Annotated in this window: 14 protein-coding genes, 1 tRNA gene and 1 pseudogene; 5 read left to right on the top strand and 11 right to left on the bottom strand. The window is 72.8% G+C overall.

The genetic code is table 11. The annotated features are described in order from the left end of the window. Window positions 1–167 precede the first annotated feature (167 nt). From IF83_RS0110855 to IF83_RS0110840, 3 genes are all read right to left on the bottom strand, one after another. Window positions 168–1,736, bottom strand: coding sequence for an FAD-dependent oxidoreductase (locus IF83_RS0110855; RefSeq protein ID WP_030543883.1), 1,569 nt, complete (start codon window positions 1,734–1,736; stop codon window positions 168–170). Between the two features lie 284 nt (window positions 1,737–2,020). Beyond that, window positions 2,021–3,361 carry a lycopene cyclase family protein gene (locus IF83_RS0110845; RefSeq protein ID WP_078843351.1) on the bottom strand — a complete coding sequence of 447 codons (1,341 nt, stop codon included), beginning with the start codon at window positions 3,359–3,361 and terminating at the stop codon, window positions 2,021–2,023. 529 nt (window positions 3,362–3,890) lie between these two features. Continuing rightward, window positions 3,891–4,220 carry a hypothetical protein gene (locus IF83_RS0110840; protein ID WP_030543881.1) on the bottom strand — a complete coding sequence of 110 codons (330 nt, stop codon included), beginning with the start codon at window positions 4,218–4,220 and terminating at the stop codon, window positions 3,891–3,893. 540 nt (window positions 4,221–4,760) lie between these two features. On the opposite strand from IF83_RS0110840, the gene IF83_RS0110830 reads away from it, so the two are divergent. Continuing rightward, entirely contained in the window at window positions 4,761–5,555 is a 795-nt protein-coding gene (locus tag IF83_RS0110830) for a helix-turn-helix domain-containing protein (protein WP_030543879.1), read from the top strand. Continuing rightward, the gene (locus IF83_RS0110825) at window positions 5,548–5,769 is read left to right on the top strand and encodes a DUF397 domain-containing protein (RefSeq protein ID WP_030543878.1); all 222 of its coding nucleotides are present in this window, start codon (window positions 5,548–5,550) and stop codon (window positions 5,767–5,769) included. Before IF83_RS0110830 ends, IF83_RS0110825 begins: the two co-directional genes overlap by 8 nt. Window positions 5,770–5,792: 23 nt before the next feature. On the opposite strand, the gene IF83_RS0110820 is transcribed toward IF83_RS0110825, so the two are convergent. Further along, window positions 5,793–6,935, bottom strand: coding sequence for a Fic family protein (locus IF83_RS0110820; protein ID WP_030543877.1), 1,143 nt, complete (start codon window positions 6,933–6,935; stop codon window positions 5,793–5,795). 318 nt (window positions 6,936–7,253) lie between these two features. Between IF83_RS0110820 and IF83_RS0110815 the strand changes: the two genes are divergently transcribed. Together IF83_RS0110815 and IF83_RS34280 are read left to right on the top strand one after the other, a co-directional pair. After that, window positions 7,254–7,988 (top strand): ABC transporter ATP-binding protein, encoded by a 735-nt coding sequence (locus IF83_RS0110815; RefSeq protein WP_051722637.1) that lies wholly within the window; start codon window positions 7,254–7,256, stop codon window positions 7,986–7,988. Then, a complete protein-coding gene (locus IF83_RS34280) occupies window positions 7,985–10,063 on the top strand; it encodes a hypothetical protein (RefSeq protein ID WP_030543875.1) in 2,079 nt (692 codons plus the stop codon). Before IF83_RS0110815 ends, IF83_RS34280 begins: the two co-directional genes overlap by 4 nt. Window positions 10,064–10,314: 251 nt before the next feature. Here IF83_RS34280 and IF83_RS35555 read toward each other — a convergent pair. From IF83_RS35555 to IF83_RS0110800, 4 genes and pseudogenes are all read right to left on the bottom strand, one after another. Next, a pseudogene (locus tag IF83_RS35555) lies at window positions 10,315–10,617 on the bottom strand (peptidase inhibitor family I36 protein); the annotation flags it as partial. 65 nt (window positions 10,618–10,682) lie between these two features. Beyond that, on the bottom strand, window positions 10,683–11,402 hold the full coding sequence (locus tag IF83_RS0110805; RefSeq protein WP_030543874.1) for a hypothetical protein: 720 nt from the start codon (window positions 11,400–11,402) through the stop codon (window positions 10,683–10,685). Between the two features lie 354 nt (window positions 11,403–11,756). After that, entirely contained in the window at window positions 11,757–12,074 is a 318-nt protein-coding gene (locus IF83_RS35550; RefSeq protein ID WP_369404422.1) for a peptidase inhibitor family I36 protein, read from the bottom strand. Between the two features lie 370 nt (window positions 12,075–12,444). Continuing rightward, window positions 12,445–13,185: an SDR family oxidoreductase gene (locus tag IF83_RS0110800; protein WP_030543873.1), complete on the bottom strand. Its 741-nt coding sequence runs from the start codon at window positions 13,183–13,185 to the stop codon at window positions 12,445–12,447. Window positions 13,186–13,279: 94 nt separating this feature from the next. Between IF83_RS0110800 and IF83_RS0110795 the strand changes: the two genes are divergently transcribed. Then, the gene (locus IF83_RS0110795) at window positions 13,280–13,855 is read left to right on the top strand and encodes a TetR/AcrR family transcriptional regulator (RefSeq protein ID WP_030543872.1); all 576 of its coding nucleotides are present in this window, start codon (window positions 13,280–13,282) and stop codon (window positions 13,853–13,855) included. Between the two features lie 170 nt (window positions 13,856–14,025). Here the strand turns inward: IF83_RS0110795 and IF83_RS0110790 are convergent. From IF83_RS0110790 to IF83_RS0110780, 3 genes are all read right to left on the bottom strand, one after another. Then, a tRNA-Thr gene (locus IF83_RS0110790) sits at window positions 14,026–14,102 on the bottom strand. Between the two features lie 120 nt (window positions 14,103–14,222). Beyond that, on the bottom strand, window positions 14,223–15,818 hold the full coding sequence (locus tag IF83_RS0110785) for an alpha/beta hydrolase (protein ID WP_030543871.1): 1,596 nt from the start codon (window positions 15,816–15,818) through the stop codon (window positions 14,223–14,225). Between the two features lie 613 nt (window positions 15,819–16,431). Beyond that, entirely contained in the window at window positions 16,432–17,796 is a 1,365-nt protein-coding gene (locus IF83_RS0110780) for a DNA polymerase III subunit delta' (protein ID WP_030543870.1), read from the bottom strand. Between the last annotated feature and the right edge of the window lie 185 nt (window positions 17,797–17,981).

Genomic DNA, 17,981 nt, shown 5'->3' with positions numbered 1-17,981 from the left:
CCGGGCCCCCGCGCACCGTCCGGCCGGCCAACACCGGAGCAGCGGAGTCAGCAGGAACGGCGGCAGCGGCCGAACGTCGGCGGGCGCCGACAACCGCTACTCCGCACACCCTTTGACCGGTCACATCTCCCGGCGGAACCCGGCAGGCCCGGGCGTCGGCCCTTGCGTCAGACCCCCGCCGGCCGCGCCTCCGTGCCCAGCCGGCCGGCCAGCGCCCGCAGCAGCGCCGTGCGTCCCTTCTGCGGCACCGTCCACAGTGTCTGCCCGCGCACACCCCAGCGCTCCAGCAGGGCGTTGGAGGCGAGGAAGCCGGATGTCGCGGCGCGCTCCATCAGCGCCACGGGGAGCCCGGTGCGCACCAGGTCGCCGGCCACCACGAGGGCCGGGTCGGGCGTGTGCACCGTGGGCCGGTCCCGGTAGCCGCCCACCGGGAACAGCGGGCAGTCCGCGCGCCATTCGTGCCGTACGTCGACGATCTTCGCGTCACCGGTCTCGGGGTAGACGCGGTGCAGTTCGGCGACGAGCCGTTCCTGCTCGGTCCTCCGGTCGGCGGCCGGATCGACGGCGTAGGCGTGCAGTTCGACCACCGAGCCGCCGGTACGGGCGGCCCAGCGCGCCGCCTCGCCCTCCCAGCGGTCCAGCACGCTGACGTTGTCCAGCGGCCCGTAGCCGCTCGTCCCGAGGAAGCCGGGGCGGTCGGCGGCCACGGGGCCGTCCAGCCACAGCCGGGAGACCAGGAAGGGCGGCGCGGTGCGCAGCCGCGCGATCCGCTCGCGCCAGTGCTCGTTCCCCAACCGGGGCGAGCGGCCGACCAGTTCGCGCAGCCCGCCGGTGTCGAGGGCGAGCACCACGGCGTCGCAGCGCAGCGGCCCGTCCGCCGCGGTGACGGTGAAGCCGCCGTCGGGTCCGGGCCGCACGGGCTCCACGGTCTCCACCGCGCACCCGGTGCGCAGCTCGGCGCCGTGCCCGGCGAGATACGCGCCCAGCGGCTCCCACAGCGCCTGCGGGAACGGCTCGTCCGGCACGTCGAAGAGCAGGCCCTCGCTGGAGCCGAGGAAGTAGATGTGGAACATCAGCACCATCTCGGCTGCCGACAGCCGCCGCGGGTCGGCGAAGAAGCTCCGGGAGAACACCTCGAAGGCGAGGTGGTGCGCGGCTTCGGGAAAGCGGATGCGGGACAGCAGTTCGGCGGCGCTGATGCCGTCCAGTCGTTCGTAGACCTCCGGCACGCGCACGTCGAGAAGGGGCAGCGCCGCGCGGGGGTTCATCCGGGCGAGGTCGCGCCGGCCGAAGGTGGGGCTGAGGGCGGCGAAGCCGAGGGCGCTCCACGGCGGTGTGCGCGGGACGCGGGCGAAGCTGTCGCGCAGCCCGCCGCTGTGCTGGAGGGGATAGTCCGGCAGGCCGGTGAGCATGCCGAGGTTCGGGTCGGCCCGCCGCAGCAGCCCCCGGAGGTTGTAGTACTGACGGAAGAACGCGTGGAACCCGCGGCTCATGGTGGCGGACGAGCCGTCGGCGAGCTCGACGGGCCATCCGGCGAGGCGCCCGCCGAGGCCGGGTTCGCGCTCGTACAGGGTGACGCGGACGCCGCGCTCGGCGAGCCCGGTGGCGGCCGCCAGCCCGGCGATGCCGCCGCCGATGACGGCCACCCGGGGCGGTTCGCCGGTGACCCGGGGCCGCCCGGAGGGCGCGGGCAGGATGCGGGCCTTCCGGTCCCGGCCCCGGCGGGGGGCGCTCACCGGACGTCCTCCGGAAGCGGACGGGGACGGGGGTGAGGACGGGGCCGGGGTCGGGGCCGGGGTCGGGGCTGCGGAGCCGGAGCCGGGCGGAACCATGAGCGGATCTCTTCCTGTTCGTACGGCGGAGGGAACGGCGGAGGGAGCGGGGAAACGGGGCGCGGACGGCCTGGCCGTCGGGCGTTCGCGCGGCGAGACGGGACCGGCGGGACGGGCAAGGAGGGGCGGGAAGGAGGCGCCGGAAAGACGGGACGGGCACGACAGGAACGGACGCGGGTCGCCCCGCGTCACGGCCGCCCGCCGTCCGCACCGGCGTCGGCGTCGGCGTCGGCGTCGGCATCCGGACGCGGGGCACGCCGCGTCACGGCTCGCCCGCCATCGGTACCGGCGTCCGCGTCCGCGCCGCCGCCACCGTCGGTGTCGCCGGGCCGAAGGGACACGGCAACGGAACGTCTGCGCAGCCAGGGCAGCTCCGCCACCGTGCGCAGCATGGGCAGGACGGGGGTGCGCAGCCCGATGGCGAAGTCCTCCCGCACCCGGGTGCGCCCGTCGAGGAAGCGCAACAGCCGCTCCATGGGCACGTGTTCGAAGAGACCGGTGAAGAACCGGTCGCCGTCCACCCGCCCGCTGTCGAGCGCGCGCAGCATCACCGCGTCCATGGCGCGTGAGCGCGCCGGGTGCGGCGAGGGCGGCACGGGCGTGCGCCCCTGGTGGTACGCCTCGGCGACGGCCCGGGTCTGCCGCTGGACGGCGGCGAAGGTGTAGCCGGTGGAGGGCCGGGTGGCGCCCCCGGCGGCGCCGATGCGGAACACGGAGTGCCCGGCGCGCCGCGGATAGCGTCCGTCGCTCATGGGGATCACCCCCTGCTCGGTGGCGGTCACCTCGTACGGCCCGGTCTCCAGCACCTCCGTCAGGTAATGCCGCAGCGCGCGCTCGTACTCCTCGCGGGACAGCACGGCGGCCGAGAACTCGGTGTACTCGACGAGCGCCTCGCGCGGGCCCGTCGGCAGGACGTAGCCGAACGACAGTCCGTGCGAGGGCTGCGGTGTCCGGAAGTCCATGAGGTCCGCGGTCGCCGGGTCGAACACGGGCCGTTCGGTGCGGACGAACCAGCCGCGGAAGTGCTGGAGCAGCACGGTCCGCGCGGGCGGCAGCCGCCGCGGCGGGCGGGAGTCGAACACCCAGCGCGCCCGCAGCCGCACCGGCCCGCCGCCCGCGGTGACGCCGCGCACCTCGGCGCCCTGCGGCAGCTCCGCCACCTCGCCGACCTCGGCGGTCAGGCGCCGGAAGAAGGGGGAGGGGCCGAGCCGCCGCTCCACCGCTGCTTCGAAGTCCCGGGAGCGCAGCATCTTGTACCGCAGCGGTGAGGGCTGCCCGACGACTTCGGCTCCGCCGGCCCCGCGCACCCGCAGCCGGTCCCAGGAGGCGGCCAGCACGTCGTCGTACTCTCCGCCGGGCTCCTCCCAGAAGCACCAGGTCCGCTCGGCGGGCCGGAGCGGCCCGGCCGGTGCGTCGACGAGCGTCACCTCGGGCCCGAGCCGCCCTCCGGGTTTGGCCGCGCACAGCCGGTACGCGAGCGACAGCCCGGCGGCACCGGCTCCCACGATGGCGACCTCCGTGTCGTACACGACGGCTCCCTCTCCTCACCTGCCGCTCGGCGGACTACGGACGGCGGACGGACACCGCGGGCGGCGGTGGACGCCGGTCCTTCGTGTTCCCCCGGTCCGGCGCCCGACGCGGTGGCCGCGGACTTCCAGCATTCACCAGGGGCCGTCCGTACGGATGCAGGCACGAGGCGGAAGGCGCCAGGATTCCGTCAAGCGTTCGGCAGCGGCGTGCCGCGGCCGGGGCGCGGCTGTTTCCGCGCGTGGTCCGGGTTCCTCGGGTAACGGGCGGGGTCCCCGGAATGGGCCGGCCCGGGTGGTCCTCGTGACGCTCGGCGTGTTGGTGTTCCGGGCGCTCGGCCGACTGGCAGCAGGCGGGGCGGAAGCCCACCGTTCACCGCCACCGGGCCTTTCGTCACCACGGCTCGTCTCGGGGCTGACGGAGTTCGTCGGACGCAGGGAGGTTGCTCCGCACCCCGGATCCATTGGCACGACAGGTGGCACGGCCCGTCGGCTCTCCCTCGTCCCATGAGGGCTTCGCGCGGCGAACGTCTCAACATCGCCCGTCGGGCCGTGCGTCGCTCCCCGAGCCGCTCTCCTCCCGTACGGCGAGCCGGGTGCCGCGGCTCTCGGCGATCCGGTGGACGTCGCGCAAGGACTCGGCCAGGCGGGCGGCGAGGAACCGTAGTTGCGGCGGGGTGGCGCGCCGGTCGCCGAGCAGGTCGGCGGCGTGCCCGAGCAGGTCACCGGCCATGCCGAGCTGCACGCGCTCCATCTCGTCGGCGAGCCGCGAGACGTATCCGCTGCCGCCGCCGAGCAGGTAGCAGGGCTTGCCCTCGTTCGACCACGGCAGCAGCCGCGCCACTCCCGGCTCGCCGCTCACCGGGCCACCACCCGGGTACGGAGGGGACGCGGCCCGGACCCCGGCCCGGCCGCCAGCCCGAACCCGTCCTCGACCACCCACAGCACCCGCCGCCGCGGCCGCTCGCCCGGCGACGGCGCGGCCGCACAGACGCAGGCGGCCGGACGTCCGGTACCGGGGCCGGGGCCGGCCGCCCGGCGAACCATGGCACCGTGCGGCAACGGCACCACGGGCGGAGGGGCGTACGGGGCGAGCAGCACCCCCTGCACGCCGGGCGGCCCCGGTGGCCCGGACGGCCCGGGCTGTCCGGACACCCCGGGCACCCGAGCCGCCCGATGCCGCCCCGGCCCGGCACCCGCGTCCACCCCGACCACCACCCACCACAGGAACCGCCACAACGGTTCGCAGACGCGGGCCATCCGATCCAGCATGTTCAACTCCTGCACACCTGAGGTCTCATCTGTCGCTCTGTAGCGATCCATTCACACTGTGAGACCACTCCGGCTAGGCTCGCCAGATAACAGCAGGTGACGGGGTATGCGTCACACAAGGGGGCCGACGATGGGCAACGCGTACGGAGACTGGCTCAGGGCACAGCGCGAGGCCGCCGGGATGACGCAGCAGGAACTGGCGGACGCGGCGATCATGACGCGTTCGCACATCTCGCACATCGAGGCGGGCCGCCGTATCCCGTCCAGGGACGACGCCCGCCGCCTGGACAAGGCGCTGAACACGGGGGACGTGCTGAGCAACTTCCTTCCGCAGACGGAGATGGCCGTCGCCGACTATTTCGAACCGGCCCGCCTCCTCGAACAACAGGCGACTGTGATCCGCGACTTCGCGCTGTCTTTCGTCCCGGGCATTCTCCAAACGGAGGCGTACGCCCGTGCGGTTCTCTCAACGAGCTTCCCCCCTCGGAGCGACGAGGAATGTGACGGCCTCGTCGTCACACGCCTGGACCGGGCCAAGATCCTCAACGATCCGGTGACGCCCGTAGTGTGGGCCCTGCTGGACGAGTCGGTGCTGCGCCGCCCGGTCGGCGGGCCCGCGATCATGGCCGAACAGATCTCACACATGGTCCGCCTGTCGGAATGCGGCCGGGTCCGGGTTCACGTCCTGCCGCTCGGCCTGGGCAGCCACCCCTTGCTGATGGGCATGGTGACGCTGATGTGGTTCGAGGACCAACCGCCGGTCGCCTACAGCGAAGGCACGTTCATGGGCAAGCTCCATGAGTCCCCGGCTCTGGTCGAGCGCATCAACGGCGCCTACGCTCTCGCGATGGGCGAAGCGCTCCCGCAGAAGGAGTCCCTGGCTCTGATGAAGGCGACCGCGAAGGAGTTCGGACACCATGACTGAACATGTGATCCAGGACGCTGGCGCCTTCACGGGCTGGCGCAAGTCGTCGTACAGCAACAACGACGGCGGCAGTTGCCTCGAGATCATGGACAACCACCCCACGGGCGTCCCGGTCCGCGACTCCAAGAACCCTCACGGCCCGGCCCTGGTCTTCCCCACCCCCGACTGGTCGGCCTTCGTCACCGCCGTGAAGACCGGCGCCCTCCCGGCCTGAACTTCACCGGCGGGATCCGTTTCTCAGGGCCTGTCGTACGGCTCGCGGTACAAGTCGGCGTGGACCTCCGCATGGACTTCACCGCGGAGCCCGCGAAGCACCTGGCCCCCGATGTACCGCTGTGTACGCGCATGCCCGACGGGCTCGATGAGACCCAGGCCACGCAGCCTGCGGAGGTCGGCGAGAGCCTGGTCGCGGGTGAGCGTCTCCTCGGTCTGGTAGGTGGTGCGCCGCAAGTGCCCCTGCGCGGCGGCGTACAGCGCGGAGACGGTGCGTTCGTCGAGGCGGTGTTTCTCGGCGAGGCGCTCCAGGCGGAACCAGAGCCGGGCCGCGGCTTCGAAACGACGCTGCACCTCCTGCGCCTGGAGGTGGTGGGCGGTGAGGCAGAACCTGATCCAGGAGGCGGTGTCGCGCTCCGGCTGCCAGGAGGTACGGACCTCCCGCAGGGCGGCGTAGTACTCGCGGGTGTTGAACTCGTCCGCGCCGAGCCATTCCTCGATGCTGGAGAACTCGGGGGCGAGGACGCCGTCGCGAGCCAGAACAAGGGTGTGCACGGCTCGGGACATCCGGCCGTTGCCGTCGCACCAGGGATGAATGGAGACGAGGTTGAAGTGCGCCATGGACGCCCGCACGAGGGCGGGGGCGTCCAGGTCTCCTTCCGCGAGCCAGCGGATGAGTTCGTCCATCAGAGCAGGCACCTGCTCAGGGTCCGGGGCGGTGTAGACCGGCGGACGATTCGGGCCCCCGGAGACCCAGACGCCGCTGCTGCGGTACTCGCCGGAACGCACTTCCTTGTCGGCGGCCCTGGTCATCATGAAGTGCAGGGCCGAGAAGAGGGTGTGGTCCCAGGAGAAGATGCGGAAGTCCGCGGCGTGCTGCACATAGGTGAGGGCGTCCCGGTAGCCGATGACCGCGTTACGAGTGGCCTCATCGGTCTCGGGGGAGATATCGCCGCCCGCGATCAGGGTCTCCGCCTCGTCGGCGCTGATCGTGTAGCCCTCGATATGAGTCGATCCGCGAACGGCGGCCGCCGTGAGCGACCGTCGGAGCTGCCCCTCCCAACGGCGCGGCTGGGCGAGACGGTGCCGGAATTCGGTGCGGAAGGCTTCGATCTCTTCGATGACACGGCGGTCGTCCGAAGTCAGGGCGGGCGTGGCGAAGAGCATTCTCCGATACTACGACACACGTAGGATCGGAGCACCAGGTCTCCGGGAGCCCTGCCTTCGGATCGACGACACGCCTGTCACCGCCTCAGGACGATGAGTTTCCCGGCCATCCACGAGCCCTGAGCGAATCCGTGTGGACGCACCGCGACGGGCATGGCAGCATCAGCGCTCGAATTGATCTTGGTTGCCTGTGGTTCGCGGAGATCACGGCTTCTCGCCGTCCAGCAGAACCGCTGAGCGGAGTACAGGAACGGGGCCCGCCGCGGCGGGCCCTGTTTGCCGCGCCCGCGCCCTGTTCCGCCTGGAGAGAGACCGACGATGCCACCGACCACCCCCCTCCTCGAAATCCGCGGGCTGCACTACTCCGTCGCGGGCAGAACCCTGCTCGACGGCGTGGATCTCGCGCTCCCGGCCGGGCAGTCGGCGGCGGTGACCGGGCCCAGCGGTACGGGCAAGAGCACTCTGCTCAACTGCGTGCTGGGACTGATCCGCTGCGACTCCGGCGAGATCCGCGCCGCCGGCCGGGACCTCACGCGGCTCAACGCGCGCAGGCTCGCCCGGCACCGGCGCGACACCATGGGCATGGTGTTCCAGTTCGGCGAACTGCTGCCGGAGCTGACGCCCGTGGAGAACGTCGCCCTGGCCGCGCTCCTGGCAGGGGTCAAGCGGGACGAGGCCTTCGGCCGGGCGCGCGGGCTGCTCACGGAGCTGGGGGTGCCCCTGGAAGGGACGCCCACGGCGGAGTTGTCCGGTGGCGAGCGGCAGCGGGCCGCCGTGGCCCGCGCGCTGGTCAACCGGCCCGCGCTGCTGCTGGCCGACGAGCCGACGGGTTCACTGGACGGCACGAACCGGGAGGCCGTCGCCGACCTGCTGTTCTCGCTGCCCGGGCAGTGGGGCTGCGCGGTCCTGGTGGTCACCCACGACGGCTCCGTGGCGGCCCGTGCCGACCACCGGTTCGCGCTGCGCGAGGGGCGGCTCGTCGACGAGGCAGCCGAGGCGGCCGAGGCGGCGCAGGCAGCGCGGACCGCGCGAACCCTGCGGGGTACCCGGTGAGCGCCGGCAGTTCGCTGGGGAAGCAACTGCTGCGGATCGGCCGGGCCGCGGGGCGCGGCTCCGCCGACGGCCGCATCCGCTTCGTCGCGCTGGTGGCCGCCACGGTGGCGCTGGCGGTGACGCTGCTGTCCGTGGTGGCCACGCTCGCCACGTACGAGCAGCGCGCCGAACGGGGCGCGGCCCGCACTCCCGTACTGCAACTGCGCGAGGGGCAAACCGCGCGGGACGCTCCGCTGCTACTGCAGCAGTATCTGGACGATGTCGGGGACCGCCAGGCCGAGATCGTCTTCGTGGAACCCGTCGATCCCCGCGCCCCGCTGCCGCCCGGCGTAGAGCGCTGGCCGGCGCCGGGTGAGGCGCTGCTGTCGCCCGCGCTGGCGGCCGACGGGGTCGGCGACCGGTACGGGCGCGACGCGGGACGGATCGGCCCGGAAGGACTCGCGGGCCCGGAGGAGCGCTTCGCGTACGCGCGGCCGGACGCCGGCCGGCTCACGGCCGAACACGCCCTGCTCGCCACGGGATTCGGGGCCGAGGACGCCGCGGGAATGGGAGACCTGTCCACGGTGCGCCCTCTGTGGGTCTTCCTCAGCATGCTGATCCCGATGCTGGGACTGCCGGCGGCCCTGTTCGCGGTGGTGGCCGCCCGCCTGGGGGCCGCGGGCCGCGACCGCCGTACCGCGCTCCTCGCGGCGCTCGGCGGATCGCGCCGCCAACTCACCCTGCTCAGCGTCGGCGAGGCCGCGCCCGCCCTGCTCATGGGCACGGCGCTCACGCTGCCGCTGCTCGGCTGGGCGCTCGCCTCCGACCTGCGGATCCCCTGGGTCGGCTATGTGCTGGCGGCCGGCGACATGCGGGCGTACGCCTGGCAGTCGGTCGGCGCGCTGCTCGCCGCCCCGGTGCTGCTCGCGGCCCTGGTGGTGCTGATGCACCAGCGGTCGGGCCCGGGCCGGTCCACCCGGCCGCGCGAGGCGGGGAAGCGGGGAGGGCTGGTGAAGTTCGCGGCCGGGCTCTGCCCGGTGTTCCTGGGGATCCTGAGCTGGTCGCCGACGGCGTTCGCCACGTACGGGGCGAGCCCCTTCGTGGTGCTGGTGTCCCTGCTCGGCACGGTGGGGGCGCTGGCCACCCTGCCGGCCGCCATCGCCCTGCTGCTGTCCGCGGCCGGGCGCGCGGTGACCGCGCTGGGGCGTGCCCGCGGCTATGCGGGGACCCTGCTCGCGGGCCGCTGGATCCAGGGGCGGCCCGGCTCGCTGTCGCGTCTGGTGGCCGGGGTGGTCGTGGCGGTGGGGCTGCTGAGCGTGGTGCAGGTGTACCCGAGCATGCACAGCGTCTCCGTCCAGGGCGCGCTGGAGCTGCGGGAGCGGTTCGGGCACAGCGTGCTGACCGTCCAACTGCCGCGCGGCGCCGAGGAGGGGACCCCGGCGCTGCTGCGGAGACTGCCCCCGGGGGCCGAGGCCGTCGTGCTCGACTCGACGCTGGGACTGGCCAACGGCCGGGGCGAGGTACGGGAGGGCCCGGACGGCCCGCAGGCGGTGCGGCAGGCCGTCACGGTCCGGGGCGGCTGCCGGGCCCTGGAGGGACTGGGCCTGGACTGCCCCGGCGCGCCCTCCGGCAAGGGCTCCCAGGACGTGCCGCCGCCGGAGGACGCACCGGCCCTGCGCGCCCTGCTGCCGGGCTCCGTCGGAGAGGTCGGTGTGGTCCGCGGACCCGTCGAGGGGCGCCGGGGCGCCGTGCTGGTGCTGTACTCCCCCGCGGGCGAGGACCTGCCGCTCGGGCCGCTGAAGCGGGACGCGCTGGCCGCGCTCGGGCCCGGCGCGCTGGTCGAGGGCGTGGGGCAGAGCTGGGTCGGGGGCGCCGCCCTGCTCTCCGCCCAGCTGCGGTGGGTGACGCTGCTCGGGACGGTCGGCGTGGCGCTCGTGGCGTTCGCCGCGGCGCTGAACAGCCTCGCCGAGGTGACGCGGTTCGCCCGCACCATCGCCCCGGTGGCCGTCGTGAGCGGCGGCCGGCGGGTGTACGCGACGGTGGCCGCCTGGACCCTGGCCGCCCCGCTGTGCGCGGCGGCCGCACGGCACGACTGAGCGGCGGGCGGCGGGCGGCGGGCGGCGGGCGGCGGGCGGCGGGCGAGGAGACTCGGGACACCGCTGGCCATCCCGGCCGGTTTCCCGTCGAGCGTGAGGATGAGGTTGCCCGAGCCAGGGACGCGCCCGGCCCCCTGACGGCGATCCGCCCGGTCAGCAGGCCCAACTGTGGACGAGATCGCGTTGTTCATCGTGGAACTCAGGCGCGTCTGGCCCGAACCCCGTCCGAGAGTGAGCCGGGACCCGGTGTAGCTCCGACCGGTCCACAGAACGGCCTTGCACCTCGTCCCGTTGTTGTAAACCGAATACACGCATGTCGACCAGTTCCCGGCCGGACAGGAAGCGGGCAGGGCAGACCAGTCCGAGACTGAGATCGGTTCCGCTATCTTCACCAGCTCACCCGTGTAATTGGGCCCCGCCCAGAAACAGAGATGCCCTGATGAGCACTTTTCTTCCACGGCAGATTCCGCAGCGTCCGCGGGTGTCCCGGCCAGCCCTGCCAGCGACAGGAGCACACCCGCCGCTACGGCGCCTAAGGATTTCGTCGTCTTCATCAACCGTCCTTCAACTCGGGCTTCGCATGAACGCAGGGACATCATCTGGTTCCGCGCCCCCGTGTTCACTCGGTCAATTTCCGTGCTTGCGCGGACGCGGATGCCCACACCCGGGCGAGTTGCCGGAGGCCGCGCTTGTCGGCGGCAGGCAAGGATTCCGCGTGCTGCTTTCTGAGCGACAGAACGGTGGCCGGGATGCGGATTTTCTGGGCACAGGTTCCGTCAGCCGTCGCCACGTCGATCTCCCGCTGCCGCATCTCCTGGCTCGCGCCGCGCTCGCCGTACTCGCTCTCGAGTTTCCGGTAAGCGTGGTCGGGGTCCTCGTAGGAGTACCCCTTTCCATCCATGCACTCTCTCCAGTTCCGCATGGCGGAGGCGTACTCCGGGTCTGCTGACACGCGGTCCGTGAGCGAATTGTCAAGGGCCTGCGGGACATGTTCCGCGGCCGCCCAGTCGTCCATGCTTCCAAACAGCTTCTCGCGGCTCTCCGCCTCGCACCCTTTCCCCGAGAAGGTGATCGTCCGCCCGTCCGGAAGCCGCATTTCGCGACGGTCGGAAGCACTGCCGCGCAGTGCGTGCAGATATTCCGCCGCTTCCGCTTCGGGCAACTGGGCAACATATGCGTCATTCGTCAGGCCAGAGGAATGGAGGCCGCCCTCCTCCGCTTCCCCGGTCCCGGGAGCACTGAGGTGCTGCGCGTAGAGCCCGTACCCGCGTTCGCGCCGCTCGTCCAGGCCGAGCAGTTGACCCTCGTACGACTCGGGTGCCGGACCGGGATCCTCCATTCTGTACGGGAATCCCTTGCCCCTCATGCACGCCGCGATGAGTTCTGATTCCGCTCGAAAGATGGCGCGCTCACTCCGTATGTAGGATCCGGACCGGGTGAGCAGATCCAACTCTGCGCCGGAGAGTCCGGAAGCCCTCCCTTCCCCCTCCGCAGCACCCGGTTCGGACACCCCACACGCCGCGAGGACAAGGCATCCCGCCAGCACGCAGGGGAGCAGACCGCCACCACCAGGTCTCCGGACGCGCGCCATCTGAACACCCCTCAGTGAATAGTTGGGTCCAGCATGCAGGTGCGTACGGCTGGTGTCCGAGGATCAGCGTTCCCGGACACCAGCCAGTCGCGATCCACCCGGTCAGCAAGACCAACTGTTGGACGATATCGCGTTGTTCATCGTGGAGCTCAGGCGCGTCTGGCCCGAACCCCTTCCGAGAGTGAGGCGGGACCCGCTGTAGCTCCGACCAGTCCACAGAACGGCACTGCAACTCGTCCCGTTGTTGTAGACCGAAGAGGCACAGTTTTCCCAGTCGCCGTCCGAACACCTACTGGTCTTGAAAACAGACCAGTTCGAGTTCCACCCGGACAGTTTTCCGGGACCGTCCGAGTAGTTGTACCCGTCCCAGAAGCAGACATTTGTCGACGTGCACCCGGCCGGCGCCGCGGCGGCGTCCACACTGACGGGTGCCGCCGTCGAGACGTATGCACTGCTCTTCCCCTGATCACTCACCGAACCGGCCGCAGCCGTACCTGCCAGACCGCCCAGCGGCAGAATTACCCCCGCCGCGACGGCGGATAACAGCTTCGTCGCCTTCTTCAACTGATCTTCCCTCCAGGTTTACTGATGCCCATGCGAGCCCAATCGGTCATCATGCGCATCAGGCGGCTTGATGTGCTTTCCACCATGGCGCAGACAGTGACGCCGGGCCACGCCGTTGCGGCTGACCGCAAAGGCCGAGCTCATCAGGGGGAACGAAATGCTCCGCATCCGCTTCAGCGAAGCCGACCTGGCCGGAACCCGGTTATCCGCCGCTCCCGAAGCAGGCTCATGCCTGGACGGTGGGACGAACGTTGATCTCGCCGATCTCGACGTCACCGGGCTGCTCGACGGCGAAGGCCACCGCGCGGGCGACCGCGTCCGGCGGGATGCCCATCGCGTCCATGGTCCTGCGCGTCTGCTCGCGGATGTCCGGGTCCGCCATGGAGTCGGCGAGATCGGTGCGGACGTACCCCGGCGAGATGGCCGTCGTGCGCACCACCCCGTCGGTGGACTCCGCGCGCAGCCCTTCGTGGACGGTGCGCACCGCGTTCTTGGTCGCGGCGTAGACGGCCATCGAGGGGGACACCGAGAGACCGGCCACGGAGACGATGCTGACCAGGTGGCCCGCCCCCTGCTCGCGGAAGACGGGCAGCGCGGCGGCGACGCCGTTGAGCATGCCGCGGAGGTTGACGTCGATCATGGCCGACCAGTTGTCGGTGTCGAGGTCGGCCAGCGGGCCGATCGGGGCGATACCGGCGTTGTTCACCAGGACGTCGATCCGGCTGTACCGGTCGACGGTGGTGGAGACCAGGCGCCGCAGATCGTCCGCCTCCGTGACATCGACGACGCAGGCGGCGGCACGACCTCCCTCCTCCCGGATGTCCTCCGCTATGGCGTCGATGCGCTCGCGGCGGCGCGCCGCGAGGACGACCGCGGCGCCGCGCCGGGCGAGCAGACGGGCCGTGGCTTCACCGATGCCGCCACTGGCTCCGGTGATGGCGACGGTCTTGCCGTGGAGAGGGAGCATCGCTGCCTCCAAGCTAAAGTGGACACGTGTCCGCTACGACCCCCACCGTACCGGACACGTGTCCACTTGTGAGGCGGACCATCAGGAGAACCCCATGAGCGCGTCGGCACGCCGTCCGGACGCGGTGCAGAACCGGACCCGCATCGTGGAGGCCGCCCGCGCAGCCCTCGCCGAGTCCGACCAGGTGCACCTCAACGAGATCGCCAAGCGCGCGGGCGTGGGACAGGGAACGCTCTACCGGAACTTCCCGAACCGAGAAGCGCTCCTCGCCGAGGTCTACCGGCGCGACGTCGAAGAACTCGTGACCGCCGCCCCCGCCCTGCTGGCGGAGCACGAGCCCGTGGAAGCCCTGCGCCACTGGCTCGACCGAGTGATCGACTACGCCGAGATCAAGCACGGCGTGCTGGCAGCGCTGGAACCGGCGGCATGGCAGGCCCTGGTCGCCCACAGCCACAACCCCATCGAAGACGCTCTCGCTGTCCTGCTGGACGCCGGGAAAGCGGCGGGTTCCCTCCGCACGGACGTGGACGCCCACGGGGTCCTCCAGCTCATCGCCTGCCTCGGCCGACTGGACCGGGCCGCATGGGATGCACGAGCACGCCCTCTGATGAACGTCATCCTCGACGGCCTTCGCCGACGCGACGCGCCGGTGAGGGAGACGGGCCGGTGAGGGAGACGGGCCGGTGAGGGAGACGGGCCGGTGAGGGAGACGGACCGGGGGAGGCGGAGAGGGGAACTCGATCACCCGGCAAACGGGCGCGGGGAGTTGCGGAGAACCGCTCTGCAGCTCCGGGCACGAAAAAGCCCAGGTCATGTCTGTGACAGTGACCCGGGCTTCCGTGGAGCCGCCTTCGGGATTCGAACCCGAGACCTACGCATTACGAGTGCGTTGCTCTGGCCATCTGAGCTAAGGCGGCGAGCTGCGGCGACGACCCGGCCTCGCGGCACACGGCGGGTGTCGGCAACAGCGCCAAGTCTACACAGTGCGGGAGGGTGCCCCGTACCGGGTTACGGCCGGCTGGTCGGGCCGGCCGGCCTCACGTGCACTTCGTGCCGTCCGCCGGGGCCTTGCCCCGCAGCAGGTAGGTGTTGACCGCCTGGTCCACGCAGCCGCTGCCCCGCCCGTACGCCGTGTGGCCGTCGCCGTCGTAGGTCAGCAGGGTGCCGGAGGAGAGCTGGCCGGCCAGGCCGCGGGACCAGACGTACGGGGTCGCCGGGTCGCGGGTGGTGCCGACGACCACGATCGGCGCGGCGCCCTCGGCCTCGATGCGCTTCGGCTTGCCTGTCGGCTCCACCGGCCAGTACGCGCAGTTCAGCGCCGACCACGCCAGCCCCTCGCCGAAGACCGGGGAAGCCTTCCGGAACGACGCCATGTGCTTCCGCACCTCCTCCGGGCTCGTGAAGGAGGCCGGGAGATCCAGGCAGTTGACGGCCGGGTTCGCGTACATCAGGTTCTCGTACGAGCCGTCCTCGTCCCGCTCGTAGTAGAGGTCCGCGAGCTGCAGGAGGGCGTCGCCGCGGCCCTCCATCGCGGACTGCAGGGCCATGCGGAGCCGGGGCCACGCCCCCTGGTCGTACATCGCGGCGATCACACCCGTGGTGGCCAGCGACTCGCCCAGCTTCCGGCCGTCCCCCGCGGGGATCGGGCGGGCGTCGAGCTGCTCGAAGAACGCCCGGAGGCGCTTGCGCGCGTCGTCGACGCCCCTGTCGCCGAGCGGGCAGTCGTCGCCGCGCACGCAGTCCTCGGCGAAGGCGGTGAAGGCGGTGGCGAAGCCGGCGGTCTGGTCGCGGTTCATCTGCACGGACGGCAGGGAGGGGTCCATCGCGCCGTCGAAGACCATCCGCCCGACGCGGTCCGGGTAGAGCCCGGCGTACGTCGCGCCCAGGAAGGTGCCGTACGAGGCGCCGACGTAGGTCAGCTTCTCGTCGCCGAGCGCCTCCCGGAGCAGATCCATGTCGCGGGCGGACTCGGTGGTCGAGACGTGGCCGAGCACCTCGCCGGTGTGCCGCTCGCAGCCCTCGGCGAACTTCTTGTACGAGGTGACGAGCGCGTCCGTCTCCCGCTCGCTGTCCGGGGTGATGTCGACCTGGGTGTAGGCGTCCATCGCCCGGTCGGTGAGGCACTTCACCGGCTCGCTGCGCGCCACCCCGCGCGGGTCGACGGCCACCATGTCGTAGCGGGCCCGCACCGGCTCCGGGTAGCCGACGGCCGCGTACGCCTGCAGATAGCCGACCGCCGAGCCGCCCGGCCCGCCCGGGTTGACGAGCAGCGAGCCGAGGCGCTTCCCCGGGCCGCTCGCCTTCTTGCGCGACACGGCGAGCCGGACGTCCCGGCCCTCGCCCGGCTTGTCGTAGTCCAGGGGCGCCTTGAGGGTGGCGCACTGGAAGCCGGCGGCACCGCAGGACCGCCAGCGCAGCTTCTGCTCGTAGTACGGCTTGAGGGCCGGGGGGACCGCGGCGGGCAGCGGCTTCAGCACCTCGCTGGTGCCGGCCATGCGCCCGGGGCCGCCGGGACCGCCGGGGCCGGAGGCCGAGATGTCCGTGTCCGCGCCGGAGGAGCAGCCGGAGAGCAGCAGGACGGCGGACACGGCGAGGGCACCGGCGGTCCGGAGCGGTCGGCGGCTGGTGTCCATCGGTACCCCTCGGGTCGGCGCGTTCTCGGTGTGCGGCGCTTGCTCGGTGTGCGGCGCTTACTCGGCGTACGGCGCGCAAGGCGTACAGCGGCCGGCGCGCGGGCGCGGGGCGCGCGTGCGGCGCGGAGCCGCCACCGGGGCGGCACGCGCGGCGCGGGTGGTGCCACCGGGTGCCCGGGAACCGCCCCGGCGGCGCGCGACCATGTGCGGCTTCTGTCCGGAGCGTAACCGTAAGGGCCCTCGGGGACGCGGCCTATGGGGCCCGTACGAGTGAGCGAGCGCGGGCGTGGCCGGACAGAGGGACGCCGGACCGGCGGGCCAGCGGGGCTGTGAGCGGCGGGCAGGAGAACGGCGGACGGGGGGCGAGAGACGCTGAACGGCCGTGCCGATCGAGCCCCTGGAAGCACCGGGATACCCGGGCAGGTGGCGCGCGAGCACGCTGACGCCTGGGACGCGCGGGCACGCAGGCGCTCTGGCCATGCGGGACGCCCCGAGCACGCGGAGACCCCGGCTCAGGCAAGGGCCGGGCTCAGGCGGTCACCTGGGGCACCCGGACGCCGAGGCCGACAGACCGCCCGAGCTGGCGCTGAGCCCGAGCAGGCGGGCGCCCGCGTCAGCCCGCGCGCAGTGCCAGCGTCATGGCCTCCACGGCCAGCAGCGGGGCCACATTGCGGTCCAGGGCGCGGCGGCAGGCAAGGATCGCCTCGATCCGGCGCAGCGTCCGTTCCGGCGTCGAACCGCGGGCTATCCGCTCCAGGGCGTCGCGCTGCTCGGTATTGGCGATGGCCACCGAGGAGCCGAACTGCAGGGCGAGCACATCGCGGTAGAAGCCGGTGAGGTCGGTCAGCGCGAGGTCGAGGGTGTCGCGCTGGGTGCGGGTGCCGCGGGTCTTCTGCCGCTTCTCCAAGTCCTTCATCACCCCGGCCGTGCCGCGCGGCAGCCGGCCGCCCGGCCCGGCCGCGGCGCCGAGCGCGGCGCGCAGCTCCTCGGTCTCCTTGGTGTCGACCTCCTCGGCGACCTGCTTGGCGTCCTCGGCGGCGGCGTCCACCAGCTCCTGGGCGGCCTTCAGACAGCCCCCGATGTCGTCGACGCGGAGCGGCAGCCTCAGCACGGCGGCGCGGCGGGACCGGGCCCGCTCGTCGGTGGCCAGCCTGCGGGCGCGGCCGATGTGGCCCTGGGTGGCGCGGGCCGCCGCGTGGGCGAGCTCCGGTTCGATGCCGTCCCGCCGCATCAGCAGGTCGGCGACGGCCTCCACCGGCGGGGTGCGCAGGGTGAGATGACGGCAGCGCGAGCGGATCGTCGGGAGGACGTCCTCCACCGACGGTGCGCACAGCAGCCAGACCGTGCGGGGCGCGGGCTCCTCGACGGCCTTCAGCAGGACGTTGCCCGAGCCCTCGGTGAGCCGGTCGGCGTCCTCCAGGACGATCACCTGCCAGCGGCCGCCGGACGGGGAGAGCTGCGCGCGCCGTACGAGCTCGCGGGTCTCCTTGACGCCGATGGAGAGCAGATCCGTGCGGACGACCTCCACGTCGGCGTGGGTGCCGATGAGGGCGGTGTGACAGCCGTCGCAGAAGCCGCAGCCGGGGGCCGCGCCCAGCGCCCGGTCGGGGCTGACGCACTGCAGGGCGGCGGCGAAGGCACGGGCGGCGGTGGAGCGGCCGGAACCGGGCGGTCCGGTGAACAGCCAGGCGTGGGTCATCTGCGAGGTCGAACGGTCGCCGTCCGGGGGCTCGGTGTGCGGGGCCGGAGCCTGCGCGTCCGCGTCCGCTTCCGCTTCCGCTTCCGCGACAGCTTTCGCCTCCGCCGCGGCCCCGGTCGCCGCGGCGGTGTCGCGGCCGCCCGTCCCGAACCGGTGCTCCGCGCGCTCCTCGGCGCCCGCGGCCTCCGCCGCCGTGACGTACGCGTCCGCGTCCCGGGCGGCCGCGGTGAGCGTCTCCGTCACCCGGTCCTGGCCGACCAGGTCGTCCCACACCGCCATGACCGCCACCCCTCTCCACCGGTTCCGTCCGTGCGCCCTCGCGGCTCCCCATTGTGGTGCACCGCGCCGACAACCGGCGCCGGGCCACGGCATCGCGCCTGCGCACGGGGGGCGGGGCGGCTTCCGCAGCACCCTTCGACCGTCCCGCCCCGGCCGCTCCGCGACGTACCGGCCGGTCCCGGGCC

The organism is Streptomyces albus subsp. albus, assembly GCF_000719865.1.
Lineage (GTDB): Bacteria > Actinomycetota > Actinomycetes > Streptomycetales > Streptomycetaceae > Streptomyces > Streptomyces albus_E.
Note: the sequence above shows the minus strand (reverse complement) of the source record. Positions and strands in the feature narration are given on the sequence as shown.